This is a genomic window from Streptomyces formicae, from assembly GCF_002556545.1.
Classification (GTDB): Bacteria; Actinomycetota; Actinomycetes; order Streptomycetales; family Streptomycetaceae; genus Streptomyces; species Streptomyces formicae_A.
On the sequence record NZ_CP022685.1, the window covers coordinates 4581493 to 4606955 of the forward strand.

Here is a 25463-nt window from a genome sequence, read left to right on the forward strand (position 1 = left end):
CACTGCTGCACCTCCGGGTCGGGCCGACTGCCCTGACAGTTCAGCGTGGCCCGGGGGCCGGGAGGGCGCACGGCGGAGGTGCTCCGTTCGGGCGGGAGGGTGGCCTCAGATCACCGGCGGCCGCCCCAGGCGCGTCAGTCGCCACACCGTGCGCCACCGCATGGGTCCGCGCTCGCCGCACGGCGTCCTGACTCCTTCGGCGAAGCCGCCCGCCCAGGCGCGCAGGCCCGGCAGCGAGCGGGTGCGCAGGAGGGTGAGCAGGGTCCAGACGCCCAGGTGGACCGGGATCAGCGGGAGCGGGAGGCGGCGGCGGGCCAGCCAGACGCGGTTGCGGGCGGTGTTGCGGTAGTAGACGGCGTGCCTGGCCGGGGAGGTCCGGGGGTGCTGGAGCAGCAGGGCGGGCTCGTAGAGGATCTGCCAGCCGTCGTCCACGGCCCGCCAGGCGAGGTCGGTCTCCTCGTGGCCGAAGAAGAACTGCGCGGGCCAGATCCCCGTCCGGGTCAGCATGGTCATGGAGAAGGCGTGCCCGCCGCCGAGGAAGGCGGTCACCGGGCCCCCGCGCATCGGGTCGGTGGCACGCAGCCGGGGGATGTGGCGGCGCTGGGTCTCCCCCGTCTCGTCGGCGATGCGGAATCCGACGATGCCGAGGCGCGGATCGGCGGCGTACAGATCGCGGATCCGCCGGAACACGTCGCGTTCGACGAGCAGCCCGTCGTCGTCGAGCTCGATGACGACGTCCACGTCGCCGAAGGCCATCAGCCGCTCGATGGCCACGTTGCGGCCGCCCGGACAGCCGAGGTTCTCGTCCAGCTCCACAGTCGTCACCTCGCCCGGCAGCACGGGGAGCGCGGGCAGGACCGAGCCGTTGCCGACGAGCACGACGCGGTCCGCGGGCACGTCCTGCGCGGCCACGGACGCGAGCAGCGCGTCGAGTTCTCGGGGACGGTCGCCCATCGTGATGACGACGACGCCCAGGCGCGGCGGCTGCGGCACGGCGATCACTCCTGACTCGGGGCGGAAGTCGGCCAGTCAACACCACGGCGCCCCGCGGGGCCGAAGCCGTGCGGGGCGCCGTGGTGTCGTACGCCGTGTCCAGACCCCTGTCCAAGGCCCGGGGAGAGGTCAGGCCGCCGTCGTCAGTTCACCGGTGTGGGTGGTCTCATCGGCCGGCTCCCCGTCACCCGCGGGGGTCTTGCGGTCCCGGATGAGGACCAGGGCGAGGACCGCCGCGGCCAGGACGCCCGCCGCACCGGCCCAGAAGGCGGCGGACATCGCGTCGGTGAAGGCCTCGCGGGCCGCGGTGGCGAGCGCGCCGTCGCCGGTCGTGCCCGCCAGGGCGAGCGCGTCGGAGACGGAGTGGCTCGCGGCGGTGGGCGCCGATTCGGGCATCGAGCCGGTGTAGGTGCGGGAGAGGACCGTGCCCAGTACGGCGACGCCGAGGGCCGCGCCGGTCTGCTGGACCGTGTCGTTGAGCGCGGAGCCGACCCCGGCGTGCTCGGCGGGGACCGCGCTCATCAGGGCCGCGGTCGCCGCGGGCATCGCGAGGCCGCCGCCGATGCCGATCAGGACCATGGCGGAGGCGAGCATCCCGAACCCGGCGTCCGAGGGCAGCGAGGCCAGCGCGCCGAACCCGGCGGCGATGACGGTGAGGCCGACCGCGGTCATGGCGCGGTTGCCGATCTTGTTGCCGAGGGTGGCGCCGAGACCGTTGAAGACGAGCGTGGCGACGGCCATCGGGGCGAAGGCGATGCCGGTCTTGGAGGGCGAGTAGCCGAGGACGAACTGCAGGTACTGGGTCAGGACCAGCATCAGGCCGCCGTTGGCGAAGGTCAGCAGGACGAGGGAGAAGCTGGCGCCGCTGAAGACGCGGTCGCGGAAGAGGGCGAGCGGGACCATCGGCGCTTCGGTGCGGAGCTCCCAGATACCGAAGGCGGCCAGGGCGACGACGGCCACACCGAGCGAGAGCCGCGTGCTCGGGTCGCCGAGTCCGACCTCCGCGGACTCGATGATCGTCCACACCAGGGCGGTCATGCCGATCATCGAGAGGACCATGCCCAGCGGATCGGCCTTGCGGGCGGGGCCCTTGGACTCGGGCATCAGGACGAGCGCGGCGACGATGGCGACGAGCGCGATCGGGACGTTCATCAGGAAGACCGCGCCCCACCAGAAGTGGGCGATGAGGACCCCGCCGAGCACGGGCCCGCCGACCAGGCCGACCACGGCCACCGCGCTCCAGGCGCCGATCGCCTTCCTTCGCTCCTCGTCATCGAAGACGGTGATCAGGATCGACAGCGTGCTCGGCATGATCAGGGCGCCGCCGACGCCCATCAACACCCGCCCCGCGATGAGCTGTTCGGGGTTCTGGGCGACGGTGGCGAGCAGCGACGCGGCGCCGAAGAGCGCGAGCCCGACGACCATGATCCGGCGCCGCCCGAACCGGTCGGAGAGGCTTCCCGCGGTGAGCAGGAGACCGGCGAAGACCAGGATGTACGACTCGATGATCCACTGGATGTCCTGCGCGTCCGCGCCGAGGTCCTCGGCGATCGGCGGCACCGACACGGTCAGGACCATGTTGTCGACGACCAGGACCAGCGTGCTCAGGCAGAGCACGATCAGGATGAGCCAGCGGCGCGGATGACGGCGTTCTTCCAGCACGGCTTCCATCGTGGGACCCCTCACGACCTAGACGGCACACCCGCTGCGTACGGCGTGCTCTCGTTGCGAACACTGTACGCACAGCGCACGGTGTGCGCAATACGCGAACACCATTCACCGATGCTCGTGCCCTACGGGGTGGTCGGCGGCTCGGGGAAGGCCCTGGTTCAGCGCACCTGACGGGGGAACGGCCCAGCGGTGGCGGGGCTGTTGACGATCTCGCCCGCGACCTGGGTCAGCTTGAGCCGGTTGCGGCGGGCGTGATGGCGCAGCAGGTCGAACGCGTCGTCGACGGTGCATTCGAGCCGCTCGGCGAGGACACCCTTGGCCTGCTCGATCAACACCCGGCTCTTCAGGGCGTGTTGGAGCTGCTGCTCCCGGATGTCCGCCTGCCGCAGGGCGTCCCGGTGCCCGAGTCCCGCGGCGGTGGCGTCGGCGAGCAGCGCGCTCCAGCGCAGTTGCTCGGGCCGCAGGGCGCCGCCCCGGCAGTACAGGGTGAGCGAGCCGATGGCACGGCCGTGATGGCACAGCGGAAGCGTGGTCACCAAGGGGTAGCCCGCCTGGAGGGCCCGCGGGGCGAAGTGCGGCCAGCGCAGGCGGCTGTGCGGATGCGGCATCTCCACATTGGCCAGGGTCTTGCGGATCCGCCGGCTGTCGAGCCCCGGCCCCTCCGAAAGCTCCCCCTGCACCCGCTCCAGGTCGGTGGCGACATCACTGGACGCGGCCGTCTCTTCGGGCCGCCCCGTCTCGTCGACGGTGCTGCAACCGGCCGCGTCCACCCCGGGTATGCGGGCGGCCGTCGCGGCCAGGCGCCGCAGCAGTTGTTCGTCGCTCTCCCCATGGGGCGACGCGGCGGCCAGGGCGACCAGGGCCGGCGCCATGGAGAGGTCATGCACGGCAAGAGACATGGCCACACCCCTCGGGCGGTTCGAAGTTCCACATGCGGACGCTGGACACACCTTGCTATTACTCCGCTACCCCGGGTTCTCCCCTATCGGCGCGATCACACCTGGCAATTTCGCGTACTGATGCACTGGGCGCGCCCTGCCACCCGACGCGCGCCCGGCGCGCCCCCTCCCACCGGGCGCCCCAGGCAGCGGAACGGCCCCTGGCCTGCGGCTTCCGCGCAGGCCAGGGGCCGTTCTTTCCGGTAGACCGTGTGGGACTCGAACCCACAACCAATGGATTAAAAGTCCACTGCTCTGCCAATTGAGCTAACGGTCCTCGTCGGTGCACCCCCGAGCATAGCGGGAGGGACCCCGCCGTCCGATCGGGTATCACCGTCGAGGGCCGTCGCGGGTCACGGATCCAGCGGTTCCGGCTGTCCGGAGCGTGCCGCCTCGCGGGCCAGGGTGCGCTCGTGCTCGGGGTTGAGGAACCAGTGCCTGGCCGAGGCCCACCACCAGGCCGCCGCGGAGCCCAGGACGACGAGCACCGCGATCGGGGCGTAGTTGAAGGTCTCCCAGGTGACCGGCGAGACCTGCGGCAGCATGAACAGGACGGTGATCACACCGACCCAGCCCACCGCGATCACGCCGACCGGGCGTGACCAGCGGCCCAGGTGCCAGGGTCCCCGCTCGAAGGCGTCGCCTCGGCGCAGCCGCAGCAGGGTCGGGATGACGTACGCGATGTAGAGCCCGATGACGGCGATCGAGGTCACCGCCGCGTACGCCGTGACGTTGATCAGATACGGCAGGCCGAGCACGAGCGCGCCGAGCGCGGCGAGCCACACCGCGGCGACGGGGGTGCGGGTGCGCGGGCTGACCGAGTGCCAGACGTGCGAGAACGGCAGCGCGCCGTCGCGCGAGAAGGCGTAGATCATGCGGGAGTTGGCGGTCACGGACGCCATGCCGCAGAAGAGCTGCGCGCCGATCACGACGAGCAGGAGCAGCTTGCCCGCGCTCGCACCGAGCGCGTCGAGCAGGATCTGCGCGGGCGGCGCACCCGTCGCGGACTCGCGGGCGCCGTCGTACGACTGGATGGCGAAGGTGAAGCCGAGCAGCAGGACGAATCCGGCGATCCAGGAGGTCCAGATGGAGCGGACGATGCCCTTCGGCCCCGCGGTCGACGCGTCGTGGGTCTCCTCGGTCATGTGCGCGGAGGCGTCGTAGCCGGTGAAGGTGTACTGGGCCATGAGCAGGCCGATGAGGACGACGTACAGGCTGCTGCCCCACCCGGTGTTGTTCACGAACTCGGTGAAGACGAACGACGCCGACTGGTGCGAGTCCGGCGAGAACGCGAGCGCGCCGACGATGACGGCGACCCCGACCACGTGCCACCACACGCTGATGCTGTTGAGCAGCCCCACGATGCGTACGCCGAAGGTGTTCAGGAGTCCGTGCAGCACGAGGATCGCCGCGAACAGCAGGATCGTGCGCCCCTCGGTGACGGTGAAGTCGAACTGGAGATTGAGGTACGCCCCGAGGAAGGACGCCGCACCGAAGTCGATCCCCGCGGTCACGGCGACCTGCCCGAGCACGTTGAACCACCCGGTGAACCACGCCCACGCGGCCGCGGAGCGCGCGGGCGCGAGCCGGTGCGCCCAGAAGTAGAGACCGGCGGACGTCGGATACGCGGAACAGATCTCCGCCATCGCGAGCCCCACGAACAGCGTCATCAGTCCGACCCCGACCCACCCCCAGGTGATCAGGGCGGGACCGCCGGTGTTCATGCCGAACAGATACATCGTGAGGCACCCGGAGAGCACCGAGATGATCGTGAACGAGACGGCGTAGTTGGAGAACGCCGACATCCGGCGCGCCAGAACCTGCGTATAGCCGAGCTGAGCGAGCCGCTCCTCGTCCGAACCCGCCTCAGGAGGCGGCGAGTTGGGCACTCCACGCGATTCTTTTGTCATGCCCCCAGCGATTCCCTCGCCGGGGGCACGACATGCGCCAGGGCTGGCCAAAAAATGCCCCCGCCCCGACCGACGTCGTCCCGACCGTCAGACGCCCGCTCTCAGCACCGCCACTTCGTGCTCACTGAGCGCACCGGCGAAGGCGTGCACCTCGTCCACCGCCCCGTACAGATGCTCGCCCCAACCGTCCGCCGCGTCCGCCACCGGAGCCCGCCCGACCTGAAGTCCGCCCGTGGACCGCCAGGCGTGGTGGAACGGCGCCCGCGCCGCCACCGTGCCGTCGACGTACAGCAGGACCTCGTCGGCCCCGTCGTCGTACACCACCGCCAGATGGTGCGGGGAGCCGCTCGTCGCCCAGTCGCCCTCCGCCTTGAGCGTCGTCGTCTCCGCGCCCGCCCGATCCTCGTGCGCCAGGGCCAGCTCCCATATCTGCCGCTGCGGCGTATAGCGCAGGGTGGCGAGACCGGCGTGCTCACCGGGCAGCGAGAGGACCGTCATCGTCCGGTCCTCGGCCGACGGGTCGAGGCGCACGTGCGCGGCCAGCGAGAAGCTCTCGCCGGTGTCCACGACCGGGGCGCCCGTCGCCGCGAAGTCACCCGCGCCGTCCAGGACCAGCTCCCCCGCGCCCACCATCGGGGGATTGCCCGGACCGCACTCGGGGTCCAGCGGGTCGCACGCCTGGTCGTCGTGGCGGATCCGCGCGTCGCCGCCCAGGGCCAGCGGCTGTCCGCCGTCCCGCTCCGGGCTCGCTGACCCGGACGCCTCGTCCAGGCGCCACTGTCCCTGGCGCTCGGCCGTGCGCGCCGCAAGGCCCGCCACCTCGTCCGCGACGACCACCCGGTGCCACGCCCGCACGTCCGCCACCCGGCCGTCCCAGTTCCGGCCCTGCCCGCTCCCCTCGAGCGCCCGGCCGATCTGTGCGGCACCGCTGCCCCAGGGAGCCGGGGCGTTCTCCGCCGTGTCGACGAGCCGTCCGTTCACGTACAACCGGGCCGTCTTCACCGCCGGGTCGTACACACCGGTCAGGTGCGCCCACTCCCCGCGCTCCGGAGTGCCACCCTTCGCCCGCACGACGGTTCCGTCCCGCCCGCCGAGCGCGAAGGACCAGTCCCCGTCGCCATCGGTCCCGAGCCGGTAGGCGGCCACGCCCTCTCCGTCCTGGCTCACCGCCGCCATGCCCCGGCCCACCTCGTCGGGCCGCACCCAGGCGCTCACCGCGAAAGCCCTTCCGGTGTCCACCGCGGGGGCGCCCGACGTCAGATACGCACCGGCCGATCCGTCCAGCTCGGCCGCGGACCTCACCTCCGTGCGCGACGGGCCCTCGGCGCCGAACGTGACGCCGTCGCCCGCCTTCGCGGCCGTGCCGCCCGCCGCGTCGGCCCCCTCGGCGGAGCCCGCCCGATCGGCGAGCTTCCAGTGGGCGGCGGGCCCACTGCCCTCGCTCACCCGGAACCGGTGCGTCGTCGGCTCGCTCCTGTTCCCCGCGCGGTCCCTCGCCTGCACGGAGACCGTCACCGGGCCTGCCCGCTCCGGCAGCCAGCTCAACTCGGCGGGACCGCCGGGCCGTTCGGCCTCGACGGTCTTGGGCGACTCTCCCGTGAAGATGTAGACGTAGGCCACGGTGTCCTTCGAGGAGGAAGCGGCCCTGAACGTGCCGCGCACGCCCACGCCGTCGCGCCACTGGGTGTCGTCGGGGTACTCGGGCGACGACACCGAGGGCTTCGCGGGCGACTCGTCGTCGTAGACGAACTCACAGGCGCCCTTGCCTCCGTCGGAACTCCACGGCCCCCACGCCTCGCCGTCGAAGGCCCGCACCCGCCAGCTCACCTCCGTGGCGGGCGGCACGTCGCCGGGAACGGTCCAGGTGACGGGACGGCCGCTGGTCCCGAAGCCCGTCTGCCCCGTTCGGACCTGCCGCTCCCCTGCGGCGTCCTGCCACGAGACCTCGAACTCACCGGTCAGGCGCACGTATACGGGCGGCACCGCGTCCTGGTCGCGCAGCACCGCGCTCAGCTGCGGTCTCGTCCGTACGTAAGGTCTGTCCTCGCCGGTCGCGCACTGCTCGCCACCGGTCTCCAGCTCGGCCCGCACCGGCTGGTCCGGCGCCCTGTTCTGCGCGGCCACGGCGGCCACCGGCATGGCCACGACGGCGGACGAGGCGAGTGCGGCAGCGACTGCGCAGCGCACGAAGGCATGACGAACCACGGGATCCCCTCCCTGTCGGTCCGGCTCCCCACCGGACCACCACTTCCATCGGTCCCGAAGGTAACAGCGCGTACTGACATCGATACGCGGAACGCACGCGCGCCGACGTCCGCATACGCCGAAGGGCCCGTACGACGTATGCGTCGTACGGGCCCTTCGATCAGTCACTCAGGCCGAGGATCAGCCGTTGCGCTTCCAGCGCGGCTTGTCGTCGCGGCGGCCGAAGGAGCCGGTGCCCGTGCCGGAGCGGTCGCGGTTGAACGACGGGCGGTCGTGGCCGCCGGAGCGGGCGCCGCCGGAGGGGCGGTCGTCGCGGCGGTCACGGTTGAACGGACGGTCGCTGCCGCGGTGGCCGCCGGAGGGGCGGTCGTCGCGACGGAAGCCGGAGCCACCGCCACGGTTGTCGTCACGACGGTCACGGTTGAAGCCACCCGACGGGCGGTCGTCACGGCGGAAGCCGGAGCCGCCGCCACGGTTGTCGTCACGACGGTCGCCGCCACGGAAGCCGCCCGAGGGACGGTCGTCACGGCGGAAGCCGGAGCCGCCACCGCGGTTGTCGTCACGACGGTCACGGTTGAAGCCACCCGACGGGCGGTCGTCGCGACGGTCACGGTTGAAGCCGCCGCCACGGTTGTCGTCACGGCGCTCGAAGGAACGGCCGCCACGGTCGTTGCCGCGGTCGCGGTTGAAGCCGCCGCGGTCGCCACCCTCACGACGGTCGCCGCCACGGAAGCCGGAGCCACCGCGGTCGTCACGACGCTCGAAGGAACGGCCACCGCGGTCGTCGCGGCGCTCACGCTCGTAGTTGCCGCGCTCGTCGCGCTGCGGACGGCGCTCCTCGCGCACGGCGGCGGGCTGCTCCGGGACGGAGACGGCTGCCTCGACGGCGGCCTCGGCGGCAGCGGCGGCCTCGGCCACCGCGGTCTCCGGGTCGTCGCCGCGCTCACGGGCGGCACGCGCGGTCAGGCGCGCGGCCTCCTCGCGCAGCTCGGAGGCGCGACGGGTGGCGCGCTCCAGCTCCTTGGTGAGGTCCTTGACCTCACGCTCGGCCTGGGTCGCGGCGTTGCCCGCGGAGTCGGCCTGCACCTCGGTCATCGAACGGGCGCCGGTGATCTCGGCGACCTCCGGGTCGAAGGTGCCGCCGCCGTTGATGATGTGGCGCGAGGCGTCGACGCCCGCGTCCTCCATGAGGCGGAAGATCTGGCGGCGCTGGTGCGGCAGGGACAGCGAGACGACCGTGCCGGAGCGGCCCGCGCGGGCCGTACGGCCGGAGCGGTGCAGGTAGTCCTTGTGGTCACCGGCCGGGTCCACGTTCAGGACCAGGTCGATGCCGTCGACGTGGATGCCTCGGGCGGCGACGTCGGTCGCGACGAGCGCGTTGACGTAGCCCTTCTTGAAGTCCTCAAGAACGCGCGTACGAGCGCCCTGCGTCATGCCGCCGTGCAGCGCGTCGGCCTTCACACCGGACTCGCAGAGCTGCTCGGCGATGCGGTCGGCGCCCAGCTGCGTGCGGACGAAGATGATCGTGCGGCCCTTGCGCGCGGCGATGGCGGCCGTGACGGGCGCCTTGTCGCGGGGCTTCACGATGAGGATGTGGTGGGTCATGGTCGTGACGGCGCCCTGGGCGGCGTCGACCTCGTGCGTGACCGGGTTGTTCAGGTAGCGCTTGACCAGCGTGGAGATCTCGTTCTCCATCGTGGCGGAGAACAGCATGCGCTGGCCGCCGGACGGGACCTGGTCGAGCAGCTCGGTGACCTCGGGCAGGAAGCCCAGGTCGGACATCTGGTCGGCCTCGTCGAGCACCGCGATCTGGGTGTTCTCCAGGGAGCAGGCGCCGCGGCTGATGATGTCGCGCAGGCGGCCGGGGGTGGCGACGAGGATGTCGACGCCACGCTCCAGGGCGTAGATCTGGTTGCCCATCGACGTACCGCCGCAGACGACCTTCATCTTCAGGCCGAGCACGTCGCCGTACGGCTGGAGGGCGTCCGCGACCTGCATCGCGAGCTCACGGGTCGGGGTCAGGATGACGCCGCGGGGCTTCTTCTTCTCGGTGTGGCCCTCGGCGAGGGTCGCCAGCATCGGCAGACCGAAGGAGAGGGTCTTGCCGGAGCCGGTGCGGCCGCGGCCCAGGATGTCCTTGCCGGCCAGGGCGTCCGGGATGGTCGCGGCCTGGATCGGGAAGGGGGTGTGCACGCCGTTGCGCGCGAGCTTGCGGACGACTCCGTCGGGCAGGCCCAGGTCACCGAAGGTGATCTCGGGCTCCGCGTCGGCGTCGGCCTCGACGGACTCGGCGTCGGCGTCGTTGGTGACCTCGGTGACGTCCTCGGCCGGGGCCGACTCGACGATCTCGGTCGACTCGACGATCTCGACGGCCTCGGCGACGGCCTCTACGGCGTCGTTCTCGACGGCCTCGACCGACTCGTTCTCGGGCAGGACGGCGTGGTCAGAACTGAAAATGGACATGCGAAATGCGAAACCTTCCGGAGTCTCGGCACGCGCCCGTCAACTCCGTGATTTCGCAATGGACCGCCTCTATGCGGTCAGCCACGGCAAGGGAGAGTACGCGCCACGCGGCGCTCTTCTGTGTCGGCGCCGGGCAAATGGGATCAAACGATCTACCACCATACGCACCCTCCACCCCAAATGGCAAACCGCCCTCCCCCCAGCCATCCCCTGAGCTACCCCCGGGACCCCCTCCACCTGCGAAAACGACGCCACCAACCCCGCCCGGCGAGCCCACCGCGAGCTACCGGGGCCCCACCTGAGGCGACGGCTCGCGCCCCCCGACGTCCCCCTCGCGCCGCTGGAGCTGCGCGTCCTGCCCGGACTCCTCGTGCGCCGACGACGACGGCTCCGGAGTGGTCGGATCCGGCGTCGGGGTCGGCGTCGGCTTGGGCGGCGTGGGCGTGGGCGTGTCCCGCGTCGGTGTCGGCTTCGGCTTCGTCGGCGACGGCTTCTCCGGCTTGCCGGGCTTCGTCGGCTTGGCCGATGCCTGCCCAGATGAGGACGCGGACGGCTTCGCGTCGTCCGACGCCGACCCACCGGCCTTCACCGACGCGTCGTCGTCCCCGCGCTTCCCCTTGCCCTTGCCCTTCCGCTTGCCGCTGCCCTGTTCGTGGTCGCCGCCCGCGGCGATGTCGCCGCCCTGGGTCACGGGCCCGCCGTCGGGCGCCGCGGCCCCGCCCCGGTGCCCCGCGGAGCGCCCCGGCCCCGGCGCGTTCCCGTCGTCACTGACGCTCATGCAGCCCGCGGTCGCCGCGACGGCCACCGCGACGGCGGCCCAACGGGCATAAACGTACAACTGGCGCACGGCCGAGCACCTCCGAGGCGCTGAGGATCGGGACGCCCTGCCCAACTCCCACGGCCCGCAAGAGGACACGGAGCGCCACCCGCGCCCGGCCGCCCACCCGCACCCGAGCACGGCCCCCGCTCACCCGTACCCGAACAGCGACCGTCCGCGCCGCCGCCCCGCGTCACCTCACCCGTACCCCAGCGCGTGCAGCCGCTCGTCATCGATCCCGAAGTGGTGCGCCACCTCGTGCACCACGGTGATCTCCGTCTCCGCGACCACGTCGTCGCGCGACTCGCACATGCGCAGCGTCGGCCCCCGGTAGACGGTGATGCGGTCCGGCAGGACCCCCGCGTACCACTCGCCCCGGTCGGTCAGCGGCGTCCCCTCGTAGAGCCCGAGCAGTTCGGGATCGTCCGACGGCGGCTCGTCCTCGACGAAGACGGCCACGTTGTCCATCAGCCGGGTCAGCTCCGGCGGAATCCGGTCGAGCGCCTCGGCGACCAGTTCCTCGAACTCCTCACGCGTCATCTCCAGCACACCCCCATTGTCGACCACGCCGTCCGCCCCGTCCCGGCATACCCGACCCCGCAATTGGGCATACGGGACCAATGGCCCGCGACTTCACCGTCGTCCTCCAGGGCGTACGCAGGGTCGGCAGCGCCCTCGTAGGCCACTACCGAGCTCGCCGCGCCCACCCCGTGGGCGAACTGATCAGCCCTCCGCACCCCTATGCCCGCGCGTTCGGCCTGGTCACGGTCGTGCTGCTCGGCGCCTGGCTCGGCCTGCTCATCGTCGGCAGCGTGCGCGCGCCGGTCGGCCCGATGGACACTCGGATGACGCTGCGCCCCTCCCTGTCCGGCGGCACGAAGATCAACGTCTCCCCGCTGGGCGCTCTCGAACTCCGCTCGCACACGGCCCCGATCCGCCTCGACGTGGACGTGGACCGCCTGGACCCGGTGCGCTCCCAGGCCCTGGTGGACCACCCCGAGCGGCTCGCCGGACTCCAGGAGGAGGTGGCGCGCGACGTCGGCCACGGCACGCTCGACCTGGCCGTGCGCTCCTGCGTCGCCGTCGTCTCCGGCGCCACCGCCCTCGGCCTCGCCGTCTACCGCCGCCCGCGCCGCGCCCTGGCGGCGGGCGGCCTCGCCCTCACCCTGCTCGCGGCGTCCGGCACCGCCGCGTACGCCACCTGGAACCCGAAGTCCGTCCTGGAGCCGAAGTTCTCGGGGCTGCTCAGCAGCGCCCCCTCTGTCGTCGGCAACGCCCGCAGCATCGTCAGCGAATTCGACGTCTACCAGCAGGAGTTGGCGCGCCTGGTCACCAACGTCACCAAGCTCTACGACGTGACGTCCACGCTCCCGGCCTACCAGCCCGACCCCACCACGATGCGGGTCCTGCACGTCTCCGACATCCACCTCAACCCGGCGAGCTGGAAGATCATCGCCTCGCTCGTCGAGCAGTACGACATCGACGTCATCGTCGACTCCGGCGACACCATGGACCACGGCTCGGCCACCGAGAACGCCTTCCTCGACCCGATCGCCGACCTGGGCGTGCCCTACGTCTGGGTGCGCGGCAACCACGACTCGCACACCACCCAGCGCTACCTGGAGCGCTTCAAGAACGTCCACGTCCTCGACGACGGCAGGGCGCAGACCGTCGCGGGCCTGCGCATCGCGGGGATCGGCGACCCGCAGTACACCCCCGACCGCTCGGTGAAGGCGGAGGGCGACACGGTCGAGCACCTGGCGGGCATCCGGCTCGCGTCGGCCCTGCGCGCCGAGCGCGCGGCGGGGACCCCGGTCGACGTGGCCGTCGCCCACAACCCGACGGCGGCGCGGGAGACCGACGGCGAGGTCCCCCTGGTCCTCGCGGGCCACGTCCACCACCAGGAGATGGAGGTCATGGAGGAGGGCACGCGGCTGCGCATCGAGGGGTCGACGGGCGGCAGCGGACTGCGCGCGGTCGATGACAAGTACCCCGACCCGGTGCAGGCGTCGGTGCTCTACCTGGACCGTACGACCAAGCGGCTGCAGGCCTGGGACGAGATCAAACTGGGCGGCCTCGGCCTCACGAAGGCGGAGGTCAGCCGTCATCTCCCCAAGGAGAACCGCCCCGGCGCACCCCCCTCGCCGACCGCTCCGAGCCCCTCCCCCTAAACCGTTTTGGCGATACCTCCCCGCATCCCATATGCTTCTCACGTCCCCGACGCGCTGCAAAGCGCCCAGGCGGGCCTCTTAGCCCTCATCGTCTAGTGGCCCAGGACGCCGCCCTTTCAAGGCGGTAGCACGGGTTCGAATCCCGTTGGGGGCACGCAACACCTTGTGCGAGACTAGTGCTCGCACAATGCTTGGTCCTGTGGAGCAGTTTGGAGTGCTCGCCACCCTGTCAAGGTGGAGGCCGCGGGTTCAAATCCCGTCAGGACCGCTTGCAGATCACCTCGGTGAACTGCGTGGCTGGGTAGCTCAGTTGGTACGAGCGATCGCCTGAAAAGCGATAGGTCGCCGGTTCGATCCCGGCCCCAGCCACTTCTTCCGGAAGCCCCGCCTCATCGAGGCGGGGCTTCCGTCGTTTCCGGTGTCATCCCGCAGGAGCCACCGCGTGCGCGGGCGCGGACTCACGCCCGCCCGGATGCCGGTGGCGCCACACCCAGAAGACGGCGCTGGAAAGCACCGCCCAGCCCGCGAGCACCAGGAACGGGAACGCGTGCTGGTGTCCGCCGAAGTACACCGTGGTGTGCTGCGCGTTGACCGAGGCGCCCGGCGGCAGCCAGCGCCCGATGTGGCCGAGCACCGAGGGCAGCAGGGGCCACGAGACCGCGCCGCCCGACGACGGGTTGCCGAGCAGCACCATCAGGCCCCACGTCGGGATCATCGCCCAGCGCCCGAACAGCGTGTTGAACATCGTGAAGACCATGCCCGAGGTGAACATCGTCAGGGCCAGGATCAGCCAGGACTCCACGAACGGCAGGTCCACCGCGCCCAGCCACCAGTCCACGACCGCGGCGATGACGAACGCGCCGAGCAGCGCGTAGAGCGCCGTGAACCCGATCCGCTCGGCGGGGTTGAGTCCCCGCGCGTGCACGCTCAGCTGGATCGCCCCGACGAAGCCGATGATCACGGCGGCCAGCGAGATGTAGAAGATGGCGAGCCCTCGCGGGTCCCCCTCCTGCAAGGGCTTGATGTCCTTCACCGTCACCGGGACGCCGACCTCCGCGCCCACCTTCGGCGCGGTCTCCGCGAGCACCTGGGCGACCGAGGCGCCGGACGCCCCGGAGACGTCGAGGGTGACCCCGTCGCCCCGGCGCGCGTCGACGATCGCGAAGACCTGCTGCTCGTCCACGTCCTGCCGGGCCGCCGCCACGCTGTCGTACCCGCGCACCTCGAGGGAGGCGTTCAGCGCCTTCTCCATGCCGCCGAGGAACGCCTTGCCCCGCGCCGAGTCCTGCGCGCCGACGACGGCCGTGGGGATGTGGTGCGGGGTCGGATTCGCCATGGAGTACGTGTACGACCCCGCGAAGAGCCCGGCGGCGGCCGCCAGGATGAACACCAGCACGGTGGCGGGCAGGAAGGGCGACTCCTTGAAGGCACCCCACCGCTCGCTCCGCGTAGGAACCCGCCCGTGCGCACCGTGATCAGACATACGACCACGCTAAAGCACCCAAAAGGGACTTACCCCTCCGGGGCCTCCACGGAGCCGGTCCTCCGGCCCCGCCACCACCGGATCCCGAGCACCGCTCCCACCAGCACCACGACCCCGATCAGCAGCACGGCGTCCGGCACGGCGCGGCCGACGCCGCCCGCCCACTGCTCCACGGCGAACGAGTCGTCCACGTCGAGCAGCCCCGGCAGCGCGGTCGTCCCGTCGTACGCGAGGAAGAGCGCGCCGAGCCCGATGAAGAAGAGCCCGGACAGGAGCGAGGTGGTGTGCAGCTCGAACCGGCCCACCGTGAACGTCCGGCCGCGCAGCCAGCGCCGCCGCCCCAGGTCGAACCGCTCCCAGAGCAGGGCGAGCAGGAAGAGCGGCACGGCCATGCCGAGGCCGTAGACGGCGAGCAGGAGTCCCCCGTACACCGGGCTCCCGCTCACCGCGGCGACCGTGAGGACGCTGCCGAGGATCGGCCCCGCGCAGAACCCGGCGAGCCCGTACACCGCGCCGAGCGCGTACACGGAGAACGCGGTGGTCGGCCTGATCCGCCCCGACAGCTCGGCCATCTTGCGCGAGGCGAACCCCATGCCGAGGATCTGGAGGACCCCGAGCCCGATGATCAGCCAGCCGGCGGCGAGCACCAGCTGGTCGCGGTGGCCGAAGAAGAAGCGTCCCGCGTAGGACCCGGCGGCGCCCAGCGGCACCAGGGTCGTGGCGAGCCCGGCGTAGAAGATGCCGGTGCGCGCGACGAGCCGGGACGTCGAGTCGATCGAGTAGGCGAAGAAGGCCGGGAGCAGCAGCGCGCTGCACGGGCTGACCAGGGCGAGCAGCCCACCGAGGAAGGCGGCGAAGTACCCGACGTCGGCGGTCACTTGTCCGCCTCCTTCCGGCCCTTCGCGTCCTTCGCGTCCTTCGCGCTCTTGGCCGCCGCCTCGATCGCCTGGTCGAAGACCTGGTCGGGCTGGGCGCCCGAGACGGGCCGCCCGTTGATCACGAAGGACGGCGTGGAGGTGGCCCCGAGGCCGTACGCCTCCTCCTGGTCCTTCTTCACCGCGGCCTTCGCCGCGTCGCTGTCCGCGTCGCTGACGAAGCGGTCGACGTCCTTGACCCCGGCGTCCTTCGCCAGCTCCTTCAGGCGCGCGTCGCCGAAGCCCTTCTCCTTGGACCCCTCGGCGTACGCGGCCTCGTGGAACTGCCAGAAGCGGCCCTGCTCACCGGCCGCCCAGGCGCCGCGCGCGGCCCGCTCGGAGTCCTCGCCGAAGATCGGGAAGTTGCGCCATTCGATGCGCAGGGTGCCCTCGTCGACGTACTTCTTCACGAGGCCCGGCTCGGTGTCGCGGGCGAACTTGCCGCAGAAGCCGCACTTGAAGTCGGCGTACTCGACCATCACGACGGGCGCGTCGGCGCGCCCCTGCGCGAGCGGGTCCTCGGCGTCGCGCCGGGCGAGCTTCTCCAGCTCGGGGTAGACACCGGCCTGCTCCTCGACGGAGGGCGCCGCGCCCGCGGCCTCCTCCTTGACCGTGCCGGTGGAGTCGTCGGGCTTGGTGGCGGTGTACGAGGCGACACCGAGCAGCACGGCGGCGACGGCGACACCCGCGCCGATGGCGATGTTCCTGCTCTTCTTGTTGTCGTTCTTGGGCATCAGAGCGATCTCTCTTGTCCTGTTGTACGTCGATGAAGGGGCCCCTGAGACAGGGGCCTCCTACACGCGCAGGATCGAGAGGTCGACCGGCGACGGCGGTTCGAGTTCCGGCGGACCGCGCACCGGATGCAGATCGAGAACGGCCTGGTCGGCGCCCCACGAGCCGGACGTGCCGTGCGCCTGGACGAGCGCGGGCAGCAGTTCGTAGGCGGAGCTGGGGCGCGGCGGCGACGCGGGGCGCTGCTCGGCGTCGTGCTGTCCGCCCTTGCCGCAGCCGGGCGCCTCCCGGCCCTCGGCGACGTGCGCGGCCCCCACGGCCTCCGCCGACCGCGTCGGCAGTGACTCCTTGGCCACCGCCGCCGTCGGGCCCGCCGCCCGCGCCGCCGCGGCGGGCGCGCAGAACAGGCCGAGCACGACGAGCAGCACCCCCACCAGGGGGCACCACGTCGTACGGGCTCGGGACAACATGCCCGGAATCGTACGTGCCACGGCGCTCCGGCGGAGAAATCGGTTCGCCACCGCCGAGTCGCGGGTGAGATCCTGGGACCCGTATGTCTACGCAGCCTGCCCTCGCCCTGGACACCCTCGCCCCCCGCCTGACCGAGCTCTCGCTGCGCGACGAGCACCGGATCGGCCGGCGGCTGGAGGGTGCGCGCCGGATCCGTAAGCCCGAGGCCCGTGCCGCGGTCCTCGCCGAGATCGCCGAGGACGTGGCGAAGGCCGAGGCGCGGATGGCCGAGCGCGGCTCCCGCGTGCCCGCGGTCACGTACCCCGAGCAGCTGCCGGTCAGCCAGAAGAAGGACGACATCGCCGAGGCGATCCGCGACCACCAGGTCGTGATCGTCGCGGGCGAGACGGGCTCGGGCAAGACCACGCAGATCCCCAAGATCTGTCTGGAGCTCGGCCGGGGCGTGCGCGGCATGATCGGCCACACCCAGCCGCGCCGCATCGCCGCCCGTACGGTGGCCGAGCGCGTGGCCGAGGAGATGAACACGCCGCTGGGCGAGGCCGTCGGCTGGAAGGTCCGCTTCACCGACCAGGTCAACCAGGACGGCACGTTCATCAAGCTGATGACGGACGGCATCCTGCTCGCCGAGATCCAGACGGACCGCGAGCTGCGCGCGTACGACACGATCATCATCGACGAGGCCCACGAGCGCTCGCTCAACATCGACTTCCTGCTCGGTTACCTGGCCCAGCTGCTGCCCAGGCGCCCGGACCTGAAGGTCGTCATCACCTCGGCGACCATCGACCCCGAGCGGTTCTCGCGGCACTTCGGGGACGCGCCGATCGTCGAGGTCAGCGGCCGTACGTATCCGGTGGAGGTCCGCTACCGCCCGCTCCTCGAAGAGGACGGCGAGGATGCGGACCGCGACCAGATCACCGCGATCACGGACGCCGTCGAGGAGCTCCAGGCCGAGGGCAAGGGCGACATCCTCGTCTTCCTCTCCGGAGAGCGCGAGATCCGCGACACGGCGGACGCGCTGAACAAGAAGAACTACAAGTTCACCGAGGTCCTGCCGCTGTACGCGCGGCTCTCGCACGCCGAGCAGCACCGCGTCTTCCAGCAGCACACGGGCAGACGCATCGTCCTCGCGACGAACGTCGCGGAGACCTCCCTGACCGTCCCCGGCATCAAGTACGTGATCGACCCGGGCACGGCCCGCATCTCCCGCTACAGCCACCGCACCAAGGTGCAGCGCCTGCCCATCGAGGCGATCAGCCAGGCCAGCGCCAACCAGCGCAAGGGCCGCTGCGGCCGTACGTCGGACGGCATCTGCATCCGTCTGTACAGCGAGGACGACTTCGAGGCGCGCCCGGAGTTCACGGACGCGGAGATCTTCCGTACGAACCTGGCGTCCGTCATCCTCCAGATGACCGCGGCCGGGCTCGGCGAGATCGAGAAGTTCCCCTTCATCGACCCGCCGGACCACCGCAACATCCGCGACGGCGTGCAGCTCCTCCAGGAACTGGGCGCGCTCGACCCCGCCCAGAAGGACCCGAAGAAGCGCCTCACCCAGCAGGGCCGCAAGCTCAGCCAGCTCCCGGTCGACCCGCGCCTGGCCCGGATGGTCCTGGAGGCCGACAAGAACGGCTGCGTGCGCGAGGTCATGGTGATCGCCGCCGCGCTCTCCATCCAGGACCCGCGCGAGCGCCCCTCCGAGAAGCAGACGCAGGCCGACCAGCAGCACGCCCGCTTCAAGGACGAGACGAGCGACTTCCTCGCCTTCCTGAACCTGTGGCGGTACGTCAGGGAGCAGCAGAAGGAGCGCGGCTCCTCCTCCTTCCGCCGGATGTGCAAGGCGGAGTACCTGAACTTCCTGCGCATCCGCGAGTGGCAGGACATCTATACGCAGCTGCGGACGGTCGCCAAGCAGATGGGCATCCATCTGAACGAGGACGACGCCCCCGAGCAGCACGTCCACATCTCGCTCCTGTCCGGCCTGCTCTCCCACATCGGGATGAAGGACGTGAAGGAGTCGAAGGACAGCAAGGACAAGGACCCGAAACAGCGCGGCGGCGGGCGGAACGAGTACATCGGCGCCCGCAACGCCAAGTTCGCGGTCTTCCCCGGCTCGGCCCTCTTCAAGAAGCCTCCGCGCTTCATCATGTCGGCCGAGCTGGTGGAGACCTCGCGCCTGTGGGCCCGGGTGAACGCGCGCATCGAGCCCGAGTGGGTCGAACCGCTCGCGCAGCACCTCCTGAAGCGCACGTACAGCGAACCGCACTGGGAGAAGGACCAGGCCGCGGTGATGGCGATCGAGAAGGTCACGCTCTACGGCGTCCCGATCGTCACCGACCGCAAGGTGAACTACGGCCGCATCGACCCCGAGGTCTCCCGCGACCTGTTCATCCGCAACGCGCTCGTCGAGGGCGACTGGCGCACGCACCACAAGTTCTTCGCCGCCAACCGCAAGCTCCTCACCGAGGTGGAGGAGCTGGAGCACCGCGCCCGCCGCCGCGACATCCTCGTGGACGACGAGACGCTCTTCGACTTCTACGACCAGCGGGTGCCCGAGGACGTCGTCTCCGGCGCGCACTTCGACTCCTGGTGGAAGAAGAAGCAGCGCGAGGAGCCCGAGCTGCTCGACTTCGAGCGCTCCATGCTCATCAACGAGAAGGCGGGGGACGTCTCCAAGGACGACTACCCGGACTCGTGGCGGCAGGGGCAGCTCAAGTTCAAGGTGACCTACCAGTTCGAGCCGGGCGCGGACGCGGACGGCGTCACCGTCCACATCCCGCTCCAGGTCCTCAACCAGGTCACCGACGACGGCTTCGACTGGCAGATCCCCGGCCTCCGCGAGCAGGTCGTGATCGAGCTGATCCGCTCCCTGCCCAAACCGATCCGCCGCCACTACGTGCCCGCGCCGAACTACGCGACGGCGTTCCTGGAGCGAGCCGTGCCCCTCCAGGAGCCGCTGCACGTCACGCTCGCGCGCGAGCTCCAGCGGATGGTCGGTGTGCCGGTCGCGCCGGACGACTTCGATCTGACGCGCGTACCCGACCACTTGAAGATCACCTTCAGGATCACCGACGAGCGCCGCAGGAAGCTCGCCGAGGACAAGGACCTGGAGGCCCTGAAGCTCAGGCTGAAGCCGAAGGCCCGCAAGGCGATCTCGCAGGCGGCCGCGGCGACGGCGGAGCGCACGGGCGGCTCGTCGGTCGAGCGCGCGGGCCTCACGGACTGGACGATCGGCACGCTCTCGCGCGTCTTCGAGACCCGTCGTGCGGGTCAGCCGGTGAAGGCGTACCCGGCGCTCGTGGACGACGGCGACACGGTCTCCGTGCGCCTCTTCGACAGCGAGGCGGAGCAGCTCGCGGCGATGTGGCGCGGCACCCGCCGGCTCATCCTGCGCAACATCCCGGTGAATCCGGCCAAGTTCGCCTCGGACAAGCTGACCAACCAGCAGAAGATCGCCCTGTCCGCGAACCCGCACGGCTCCACGCAGGCGCTCTTCGACGACTGCGCGATGGCCGCGGCGGACAAGCTGATCGCGGACTTCGGCGGGCCCGTCTGGGACGAGGAGTCCTACCGCAAGCTCTTCGACAAGGTGCGCGCGGAGATCGTCGACACGACCGTGCGCGCGGTCGGCCAGGTCCAGCAGGTCCTCGCCGCCTGGCAGGCCGCTGAGCGCCGCCTGAAGTCGACGAAGAGCCCGACGCTGCTCGCGAACCTCTCGGACGTGCGGGAGCAGCTGAACTCCCTCATCAAGCCGGGTTTCGTGACGGAGACGGGCATCAGGCGCCTCGGGGACCTGATGCGGTACATGGTGGCGGCGGACCGGCGGTTGCAGCAGATGCCGACCAACGTCCAGCGGGACACCAGCCGCATGGAGAAGGTCCTGGAGATGCGCGACGAGTACCTGTGGCTGCTCGAACAGATGCCGCAGGGCAGGCCCGTTCCGCGGGAGGTCCTGGACATCCGCTGGATGATCGAGGAGCTCCGCGTCAGCTACTTCGCGCACGCGCTGGGCACGGCGTACCCGGTCTCGGACAAGCGGATCGTGAAGGCGATCGACGCGCTGGCGCCGTGACCGGGTGGGCACGCAGGGTGAGTTCGACCGCCGGGCCTGCGCTGCTGTAGAGTCTCATCTCGCAGCGCAACGCACGACTCGGCGCAGCAAAGCAAGGTCCTGTGGAGCAGTTTGGAGTGCTCGCCACCCTGTCAAGGTGGAGGCCGCGGGTTCAAATCCCGTCAGGACCGCACAGGGAAAGCGGGCCGCACCGAAATGGTGCGGCCCGCTTTCACGTTCACCACGCCACCCCGCCCGCACCGCGGCCGCGCCTGCGGCGGAGCCGCGATCCAGCACGGCAAATCCCGTCAGGACCGCCGTAGATGAGAGGGCCGCATCCGTAAGGATGCGGCCCTCTCTCGCGTTCGCCCGCCCTCCGCGGACGCGGCCCGTTGCCGATCCAGCGTCTTGACTGCGTCACATTCCCCCGGTACCCCAGACAGCAGGGAGTCGGAGGGAGGCTCCCCAGGAGGTGACGCATGTCCGCTCTTCCGGCGTCTCCGCGACACGAGACACGCGCCCTGCTGCGCGCCCACCTCGCCGCGGCCCACAGCTACCGCCACCTGACCCGGCACTGCCCGATCTGCCACCAGTTGCTGAGACTCGCCCTGGAGGGCCCACAGCGCCGCCCCGGCGAGCACGAGACGCCCGAGACCGGCTTCGTACAGGAGAGCGCCGCACAGGACGGCCGGAGCGAGGACGAAAGTCCCCCCAACCCATGACCAAAGGCGACGCGCGCCCCGCCCTCCCGGTGGGAGGCTGAGTGTCGCGGGCCTTCCCGGCGCAGCCGATTCCCCTTTAGCGCAGGGGCATCACGGCCAACAAGGTTCACGTCGTGTGACGGGTGTCACCGAACAAGTTTTGGGAACCCCTGAACTTACACCCTTCCTACAACGGGCCAATTTAATATGTGCAATTGCACCACCCCATGAGCAGGCCCCTCCGACTCCCTCAGCGACCAACAAGGACGCTCACCGATCCCCTCACCAGGGGGCCCTCGGCACACAAAAAAGATCGCGCTGGACCCGGCGGAGTCCAGCGCGATCGAACGACACACCCATGAGGTTCAGGCGTGGGCCTCGTTGGGGCGAGACCCTCGTCGTGTGTAGCTATATGTCGCACGTACGGCCAGGTTGGGGGACCCGGCAGCAGTGGTGCTCTTCGCCCGAGTTGTGCGGGTTACTGCTGGTTAAGCGGTAGTTCAGGCCTCGCTGCGCTGCTGCGGGATGCCCGCGAGCAGTGCGCGGACCTCAGCCTCGCGGTAACGGCGGTGTCCGCCGAGCGTGCGGATCGACGTGAGCTTGCCAGCCTTCGCCCAGCGCGTGACCGTCTTGGGGTCGACGCGGAACATCGTGGCGACCTCAGCCGGGGTCAGCAGCGGCTCGGCATCAGGGGTGCGAGCGGTCATGAGCGGCCTCCTCGGGAGAACCGAACCTTCTCGGTTCATTCCTCTAAATTCTGCACCTTGACCCGCGTTGCCCGAAATGGCGGACGCGAGTCGAGTCGGTTATAGGACGAACGGCTTGTCCTCGGCACTACAACTACACCATCCGTCCAGCCGCGTCGGCCAAACCGATGGAATTGCCCTCCCAGGTGTTCATCACCGACGGAAGCCGATGGACCATGCCATAGCGGACAGTCACGTCACAGTGACGATCAGTCACAGAGCGATCAGGAGTCAACAGACCCCCCATAGCGTGCAATGTCGAGCATTCCGCCCTTACTTGGGCGGAAGGAGCCCTCCCCGGACTCCTTGTCCTATTTTGGCACGAGGAGGGGTGATGGGCGCAAGGGCCCAGTAAGTGCGGTCCGTCACGCTTGAGGCAAAGGCCCGGATCGGGACCTACGTCCCGGCACGGGGTGACCAGAGACCCTCAGGACGATCGGCCATCGGACTTCAGTTCGCGAACTGAAGGTCCCGGACCGCCCGCCATCGCTCCACGAGCCTTCCATACGCCTCGCCGGCCGCCTCCCCGTCGCCCTCGCGCAGCGCCTCGATTCCCTCGGCGACGTCCGCCGCGGAGTGGTCACCGTCGAGGTCCTCGGCGGAGAGCGCGTGCACGAGCCCGCCGTAGTCGATCTCGACCAGGGAGCGGGGATGGAACTCCTCCAGCCACCGGCCGACGTCCACCAGGCCCTCGATGAGCGGTCCCTCGTCCATCGCGTCCCGCAGCGTCCGCAGGCCGCGCGCGACCCTGCGCCGGGCCTGCACCATCGGCGTCCGGTAGCGCAGGACAGGCGGCGAGGCGGGGCTGCCCTCCGCGGCGCCGCCCCCGCCCGCGCTCGGCTCGTAGTCGCGCTCCTCGTCGGAGACGAGGACGAACCAGTGCAGCGGCACCTGCCAGGTCGACGTGCGGATCCAGGGGCGGGCGTCGGGGTTGCGGGCCAGCCACTGCTCGTAGTCCGCGGCGGTCTGGCGGCGGAGCACCGGCGGGAGCACCGCGTCGAGGACCGGCGCGGGCAGTTGTTCGGCCAGCTCCCCCATCGCCTGCCAGCCGCGAAGGCGGGTCCGCCACGGGCAGACGCACAGCACGCCGTCCACCTCCACGACGAAGGCGTCGCCGCTCTCGTGCACCGGCACGGGCACCGGCGGCGTGGAGACCAGATCGGCCAGCGAACGGCGGAGTTCGTCCTGGTAGGAGGGGCGGTCGGCGCGGCGGGCATAGCGCGACCAGTGGCCGCGCTCCGGCTCGGGGAAGGCGGCCAAGGGTTCGTACACACGCAAGTAGGACGCGTACGGGACCGTCACCGCTGACACCTTGGGCACTGCTGCTCCCTCCCCCTCCTACCGGCCGGAAAACACGGTCGAACGCGCCATGGCCGAACTCCGCCCCACTCCGGCGTACTCCGGGAGAGGGTGATCTCCGGCACTGCGCGGTCAAGGGCGGTGGGCAGGCTCTAGTCTCATGCCCATCGGGCCCCCGCCACCCGCACGGGAGCCCGCCCAACCGCCGCTATTCGACCGGGAGTCACCACAGTGACCGAAGCAGACAACGGCGTCCTGCACACCCTGTTCCACTCGGAACAGGGAGGCCACGAGCAAGTAGTGCTCTGCCAGGACCGTGCCAGTGGCCTCAAGGCCGTCATCGCCCTCCACTCCACCGCCCTGGGCCCCGCCCTCGGCGGCACCCGCTTCTATCCGTACGCGAACGAGGCGGAGGCCGTGGCCGACGCGCTCAACCTCGCGCGCGGGATGTCGTACAAGAACGCCATGGCCGGTCTCGACCACGGCGGCGGCAAGGCCGTGATCATCGGCGACCCGGAGCGGATCAAGAGCGAGGAGCTGCTCCTCGCCTACGGCCGCTGCGTCGCCTCGCTCGGCGGCCGGTACGTGACGGCCTGCGACGTCGGCACCTACGTCGCGGACATGGACGTCGTGGCCCGCGAGTGCCGCTGGACCACCGGGCGCTCCCCGGAGAACGGCGGCGCGGGCGACTCCTCCGTACTCACCGCCTTCGGCGTCTTCCAGGGCATGCGCGCCTCGGCCCAGCACCTGTGGGGCGACCCGACGCTGCGCGGCCGCACGGTCGGCGTCGCGGGGGTCGGCAAGGTCGGCCGCCACCTCGTCAGGCACCTCCTGGAGGACGGCGCCGACGTCGTGATCACGGATGTCCGTGAGGAGTCCGTGGCCGGGATCGTCCACGAGCACCCCTCGGTGACGGCGGTCGCGGACACCGAGGCGCTGATCAGGTACGAGGGCCTCGACATCTACGCCCCGTGCGCGCTCGGCGGCGCCCTGAACGACGAGTCCGTACCGGTGCTCACCGCGAAGGTGGTGTGCGGCGCCGCGAACAACCAGCTCGCGCACCCGGGCGTGGAGAAGGACCTGGCCGACCGGGCGATCCTCTACGCGCCCGACTACGTGGTGAACGCGGGCGGCGTGATCCAGGTCGCCGACGAGCTGCACGGCTTCGACTTCGACCGGTGCAAGGCGAAGGCGGCGAAGATCTTCGACACCACGCTCGCCATATTCGCTCGCGCAAAGGAAGACGGCATTCCGCCGGCCGCGGCGGCCGACAGGATCGCCGAGCAGCGCATGGCCGACGCGCGCCGATAACTCACGGAATGTGATCTTCCGGCCACGCGAGACGGCATGGAAGGGCCCCGCCGGCGCCCTCGGGAGACAAGACTCACCCCCGTCGGCGGGTCGCCCGCCAAGAAGAGGTTAAAATCGCAGTTGACCAGCGAGGAAGGGGCTCCTCGCGGGTTCTGCGCCGAGGCGCGTCCTGCGGGCGACGTACCGTATGGCCGCAGGAGCAGGTACCGTGGAAGCCCTACGGACCGGTCTCTCCGAGGAGAGCCCGTTCCCGATCATGAACGCGTGTCAAGACTCTGGGGCCACCGAGCCCCATATCCGAGGGGGTCGAGCCATGGGGCGCGGCCGGGCAAAGGCCAAGCAGACGAAGGTCGCCCGCCAGCTGAAGTACAGCAGCGGCGGGACTGACCTGTCGCGTCTGGCCAATGAGCTGGGCGCTTCGACTTCGCAACAGCCGCCGAATGGCGAGCCGTTCGAGGACGACGACGAGGAAGACGACCCGTACGCCCAGTACGCGGATCTGTATAACGACGACGAGGACGAGGACGAAGAGTCCGGTCCGACGTCGCAGCGCCGCGGCGCTTGACCTCGTTGCATACGCAGCATTTGTTGAT

Annotated in this window: 19 protein-coding genes and 5 tRNA genes; 9 read left to right on the forward strand and 15 right to left on the reverse strand. The window is 70.9% G+C overall.

Annotated elements, in window-relative coordinates; translation table 11 throughout:
• Window positions 1–105: 105 nt before the first annotated feature.
• From KY5_RS19560 to KY5_RS19600, 9 genes are all read right to left on the reverse strand, one after another.
• Window positions 106–993: a glycosyltransferase family 2 protein gene (locus KY5_RS19560; RefSeq protein WP_267894285.1), complete on the reverse strand. Its 888-nt coding sequence runs from the start codon at window positions 991–993 to the stop codon at window positions 106–108.
• A gap of 129 nt (window positions 994–1122) precedes the next feature.
• The gene (locus tag KY5_RS19565; RefSeq protein ID WP_098243470.1) at window positions 1123–2664 is read right to left on the reverse strand and encodes an MFS transporter; all 1542 of its coding nucleotides are present in this window, start codon (window positions 2662–2664) and stop codon (window positions 1123–1125) included.
• 158 nt (window positions 2665–2822) lie between these two features.
• Window positions 2823–3563 (reverse strand): GAF and ANTAR domain-containing protein, encoded by a 741-nt coding sequence (locus KY5_RS19570; RefSeq protein ID WP_098243471.1) that lies wholly within the window; start codon window positions 3561–3563, stop codon window positions 2823–2825.
• A 243-nt stretch (window positions 3564–3806) separates the two neighbouring features.
• Window positions 3807–3879, reverse strand: a tRNA-Lys gene (locus KY5_RS19575).
• A 76-nt stretch (window positions 3880–3955) separates the two neighbouring features.
• Window positions 3956–5512, reverse strand: a complete 1557-nt coding sequence (locus KY5_RS19580) for an amino acid permease (RefSeq protein ID WP_098243472.1) — start codon at window positions 5510–5512, stop codon at window positions 3956–3958.
• 87 nt (window positions 5513–5599) lie between these two features.
• Window positions 5600–7699, reverse strand: coding sequence for a LamG domain-containing protein (locus KY5_RS19585; RefSeq protein ID WP_098243473.1), 2100 nt, complete (start codon window positions 7697–7699; stop codon window positions 5600–5602).
• A gap of 198 nt (window positions 7700–7897) precedes the next feature.
• A complete protein-coding gene (locus KY5_RS19590) occupies window positions 7898–10180 on the reverse strand; it encodes a DEAD/DEAH box helicase (RefSeq protein WP_098243474.1) in 2283 nt (760 codons plus the stop codon).
• 283 nt (window positions 10181–10463) lie between these two features.
• Window positions 10464–11027: a hypothetical protein gene (locus KY5_RS19595; RefSeq protein ID WP_098243475.1), complete on the reverse strand. Its 564-nt coding sequence runs from the start codon at window positions 11025–11027 to the stop codon at window positions 10464–10466.
• Window positions 11028–11195: 168 nt separating this feature from the next.
• Window positions 11196–11546, reverse strand: coding sequence for a metallopeptidase family protein (locus tag KY5_RS19600; protein WP_199843154.1), 351 nt, complete (start codon window positions 11544–11546; stop codon window positions 11196–11198).
• Window positions 11547–11617: 71 nt separating this feature from the next.
• Between KY5_RS19600 and KY5_RS19605 the strand changes: the two genes are divergently transcribed.
• From KY5_RS19605 to KY5_RS19620, 4 genes are all read left to right on the forward strand, one after another.
• Window positions 11618–13168, forward strand: coding sequence for a metallophosphoesterase family protein (locus KY5_RS19605; RefSeq protein ID WP_098243476.1), 1551 nt, complete (start codon window positions 11618–11620; stop codon window positions 13166–13168).
• Between the two features lie 81 nt (window positions 13169–13249).
• Window positions 13250–13322 (forward strand) — tRNA-Glu (locus tag KY5_RS19610).
• 39 nt (window positions 13323–13361) lie between these two features.
• Window positions 13362–13436: transfer RNA gene (locus KY5_RS19615), tRNA-Asp, on the forward strand.
• A 27-nt stretch (window positions 13437–13463) separates the two neighbouring features.
• Window positions 13464–13537 (forward strand) — tRNA-Phe (locus KY5_RS19620).
• A 52-nt stretch (window positions 13538–13589) separates the two neighbouring features.
• On the opposite strand, the gene KY5_RS19625 is transcribed toward KY5_RS19620, so the two are convergent.
• The 4 genes from KY5_RS19625 to KY5_RS19640 are packed head-to-tail and all read right to left on the reverse strand — an operon-like array spanning window position 13590 to window position 16767.
• A complete protein-coding gene (locus KY5_RS19625) occupies window positions 13590–14651 on the reverse strand; it encodes a hypothetical protein (protein WP_098243477.1) in 1062 nt (353 codons plus the stop codon).
• A gap of 29 nt (window positions 14652–14680) precedes the next feature.
• Window positions 14681–15529 (reverse strand): cytochrome c biogenesis CcdA family protein, encoded by an 849-nt coding sequence (locus KY5_RS19630; RefSeq protein ID WP_098243478.1) that lies wholly within the window; start codon window positions 15527–15529, stop codon window positions 14681–14683.
• Complete coding sequence (locus tag KY5_RS19635) at window positions 15526–16299, reverse strand: DsbA family protein (protein WP_098243479.1); 774 nt, start codon at window positions 16297–16299, stop codon at window positions 15526–15528. The genes KY5_RS19630 and KY5_RS19635 overlap by 4 nt, the downstream gene beginning before the upstream one ends.
• Window positions 16300–16359: 60 nt before the next feature.
• Entirely contained in the window at window positions 16360–16767 is a 408-nt protein-coding gene (locus KY5_RS19640) for a hypothetical protein (RefSeq protein WP_159072558.1), read from the reverse strand.
• 83 nt (window positions 16768–16850) lie between these two features.
• Here KY5_RS19640 and hrpA point away from each other — a divergent pair, with 83 nt between their 5' ends.
• The 3 genes from hrpA (at window position 16851) to KY5_RS19655 (ending at window position 21535) form a co-directional block, all read left to right on the forward strand.
• Window positions 16851–20834 (forward strand): ATP-dependent RNA helicase HrpA, encoded by a 3984-nt coding sequence (gene hrpA / locus KY5_RS19645; RefSeq protein ID WP_098243481.1) that lies wholly within the window; start codon window positions 16851–16853, stop codon window positions 20832–20834.
• Between the two features lie 95 nt (window positions 20835–20929).
• Window positions 20930–21004, forward strand: a tRNA-Asp gene (locus KY5_RS19650).
• A 288-nt stretch (window positions 21005–21292) separates the two neighbouring features.
• Window positions 21293–21535, forward strand: a complete 243-nt coding sequence (locus tag KY5_RS19655; protein ID WP_199843733.1) for a DUF6274 family protein — start codon at window positions 21293–21295, stop codon at window positions 21533–21535.
• A 479-nt stretch (window positions 21536–22014) separates the two neighbouring features.
• Here KY5_RS19655 and bldC read toward each other — a convergent pair whose 3' ends face one another.
• Both bldC and KY5_RS19665 read right to left on the reverse strand, forming a co-directional pair.
• A complete protein-coding gene (gene bldC, locus KY5_RS19660; RefSeq protein WP_003949541.1) occupies window positions 22015–22221 on the reverse strand; it encodes a developmental transcriptional regulator BldC in 207 nt (68 codons plus the stop codon).
• Window positions 22222–22710: 489 nt separating this feature from the next.
• Window positions 22711–23580, reverse strand: a complete 870-nt coding sequence (locus KY5_RS19665) for a hypothetical protein (RefSeq protein ID WP_098243482.1) — start codon at window positions 23578–23580, stop codon at window positions 22711–22713.
• 210 nt (window positions 23581–23790) lie between these two features.
• On the opposite strand from KY5_RS19665, the gene KY5_RS19670 reads away from it, so the two are divergent.
• Window positions 23791–24870: a Leu/Phe/Val dehydrogenase gene (locus KY5_RS19670; protein WP_098243483.1), complete on the forward strand. Its 1080-nt coding sequence runs from the start codon at window positions 23791–23793 to the stop codon at window positions 24868–24870.
• Between the two features lie 313 nt (window positions 24871–25183).
• Window positions 25184–25435 carry a DUF3073 domain-containing protein gene (locus KY5_RS19675; protein WP_098247367.1) on the forward strand — a complete coding sequence of 84 codons (252 nt, stop codon included), beginning with the start codon at window positions 25184–25186 and terminating at the stop codon, window positions 25433–25435.
• The last annotated feature ends 28 nt before the right edge of the window (window positions 25436–25463 follow it).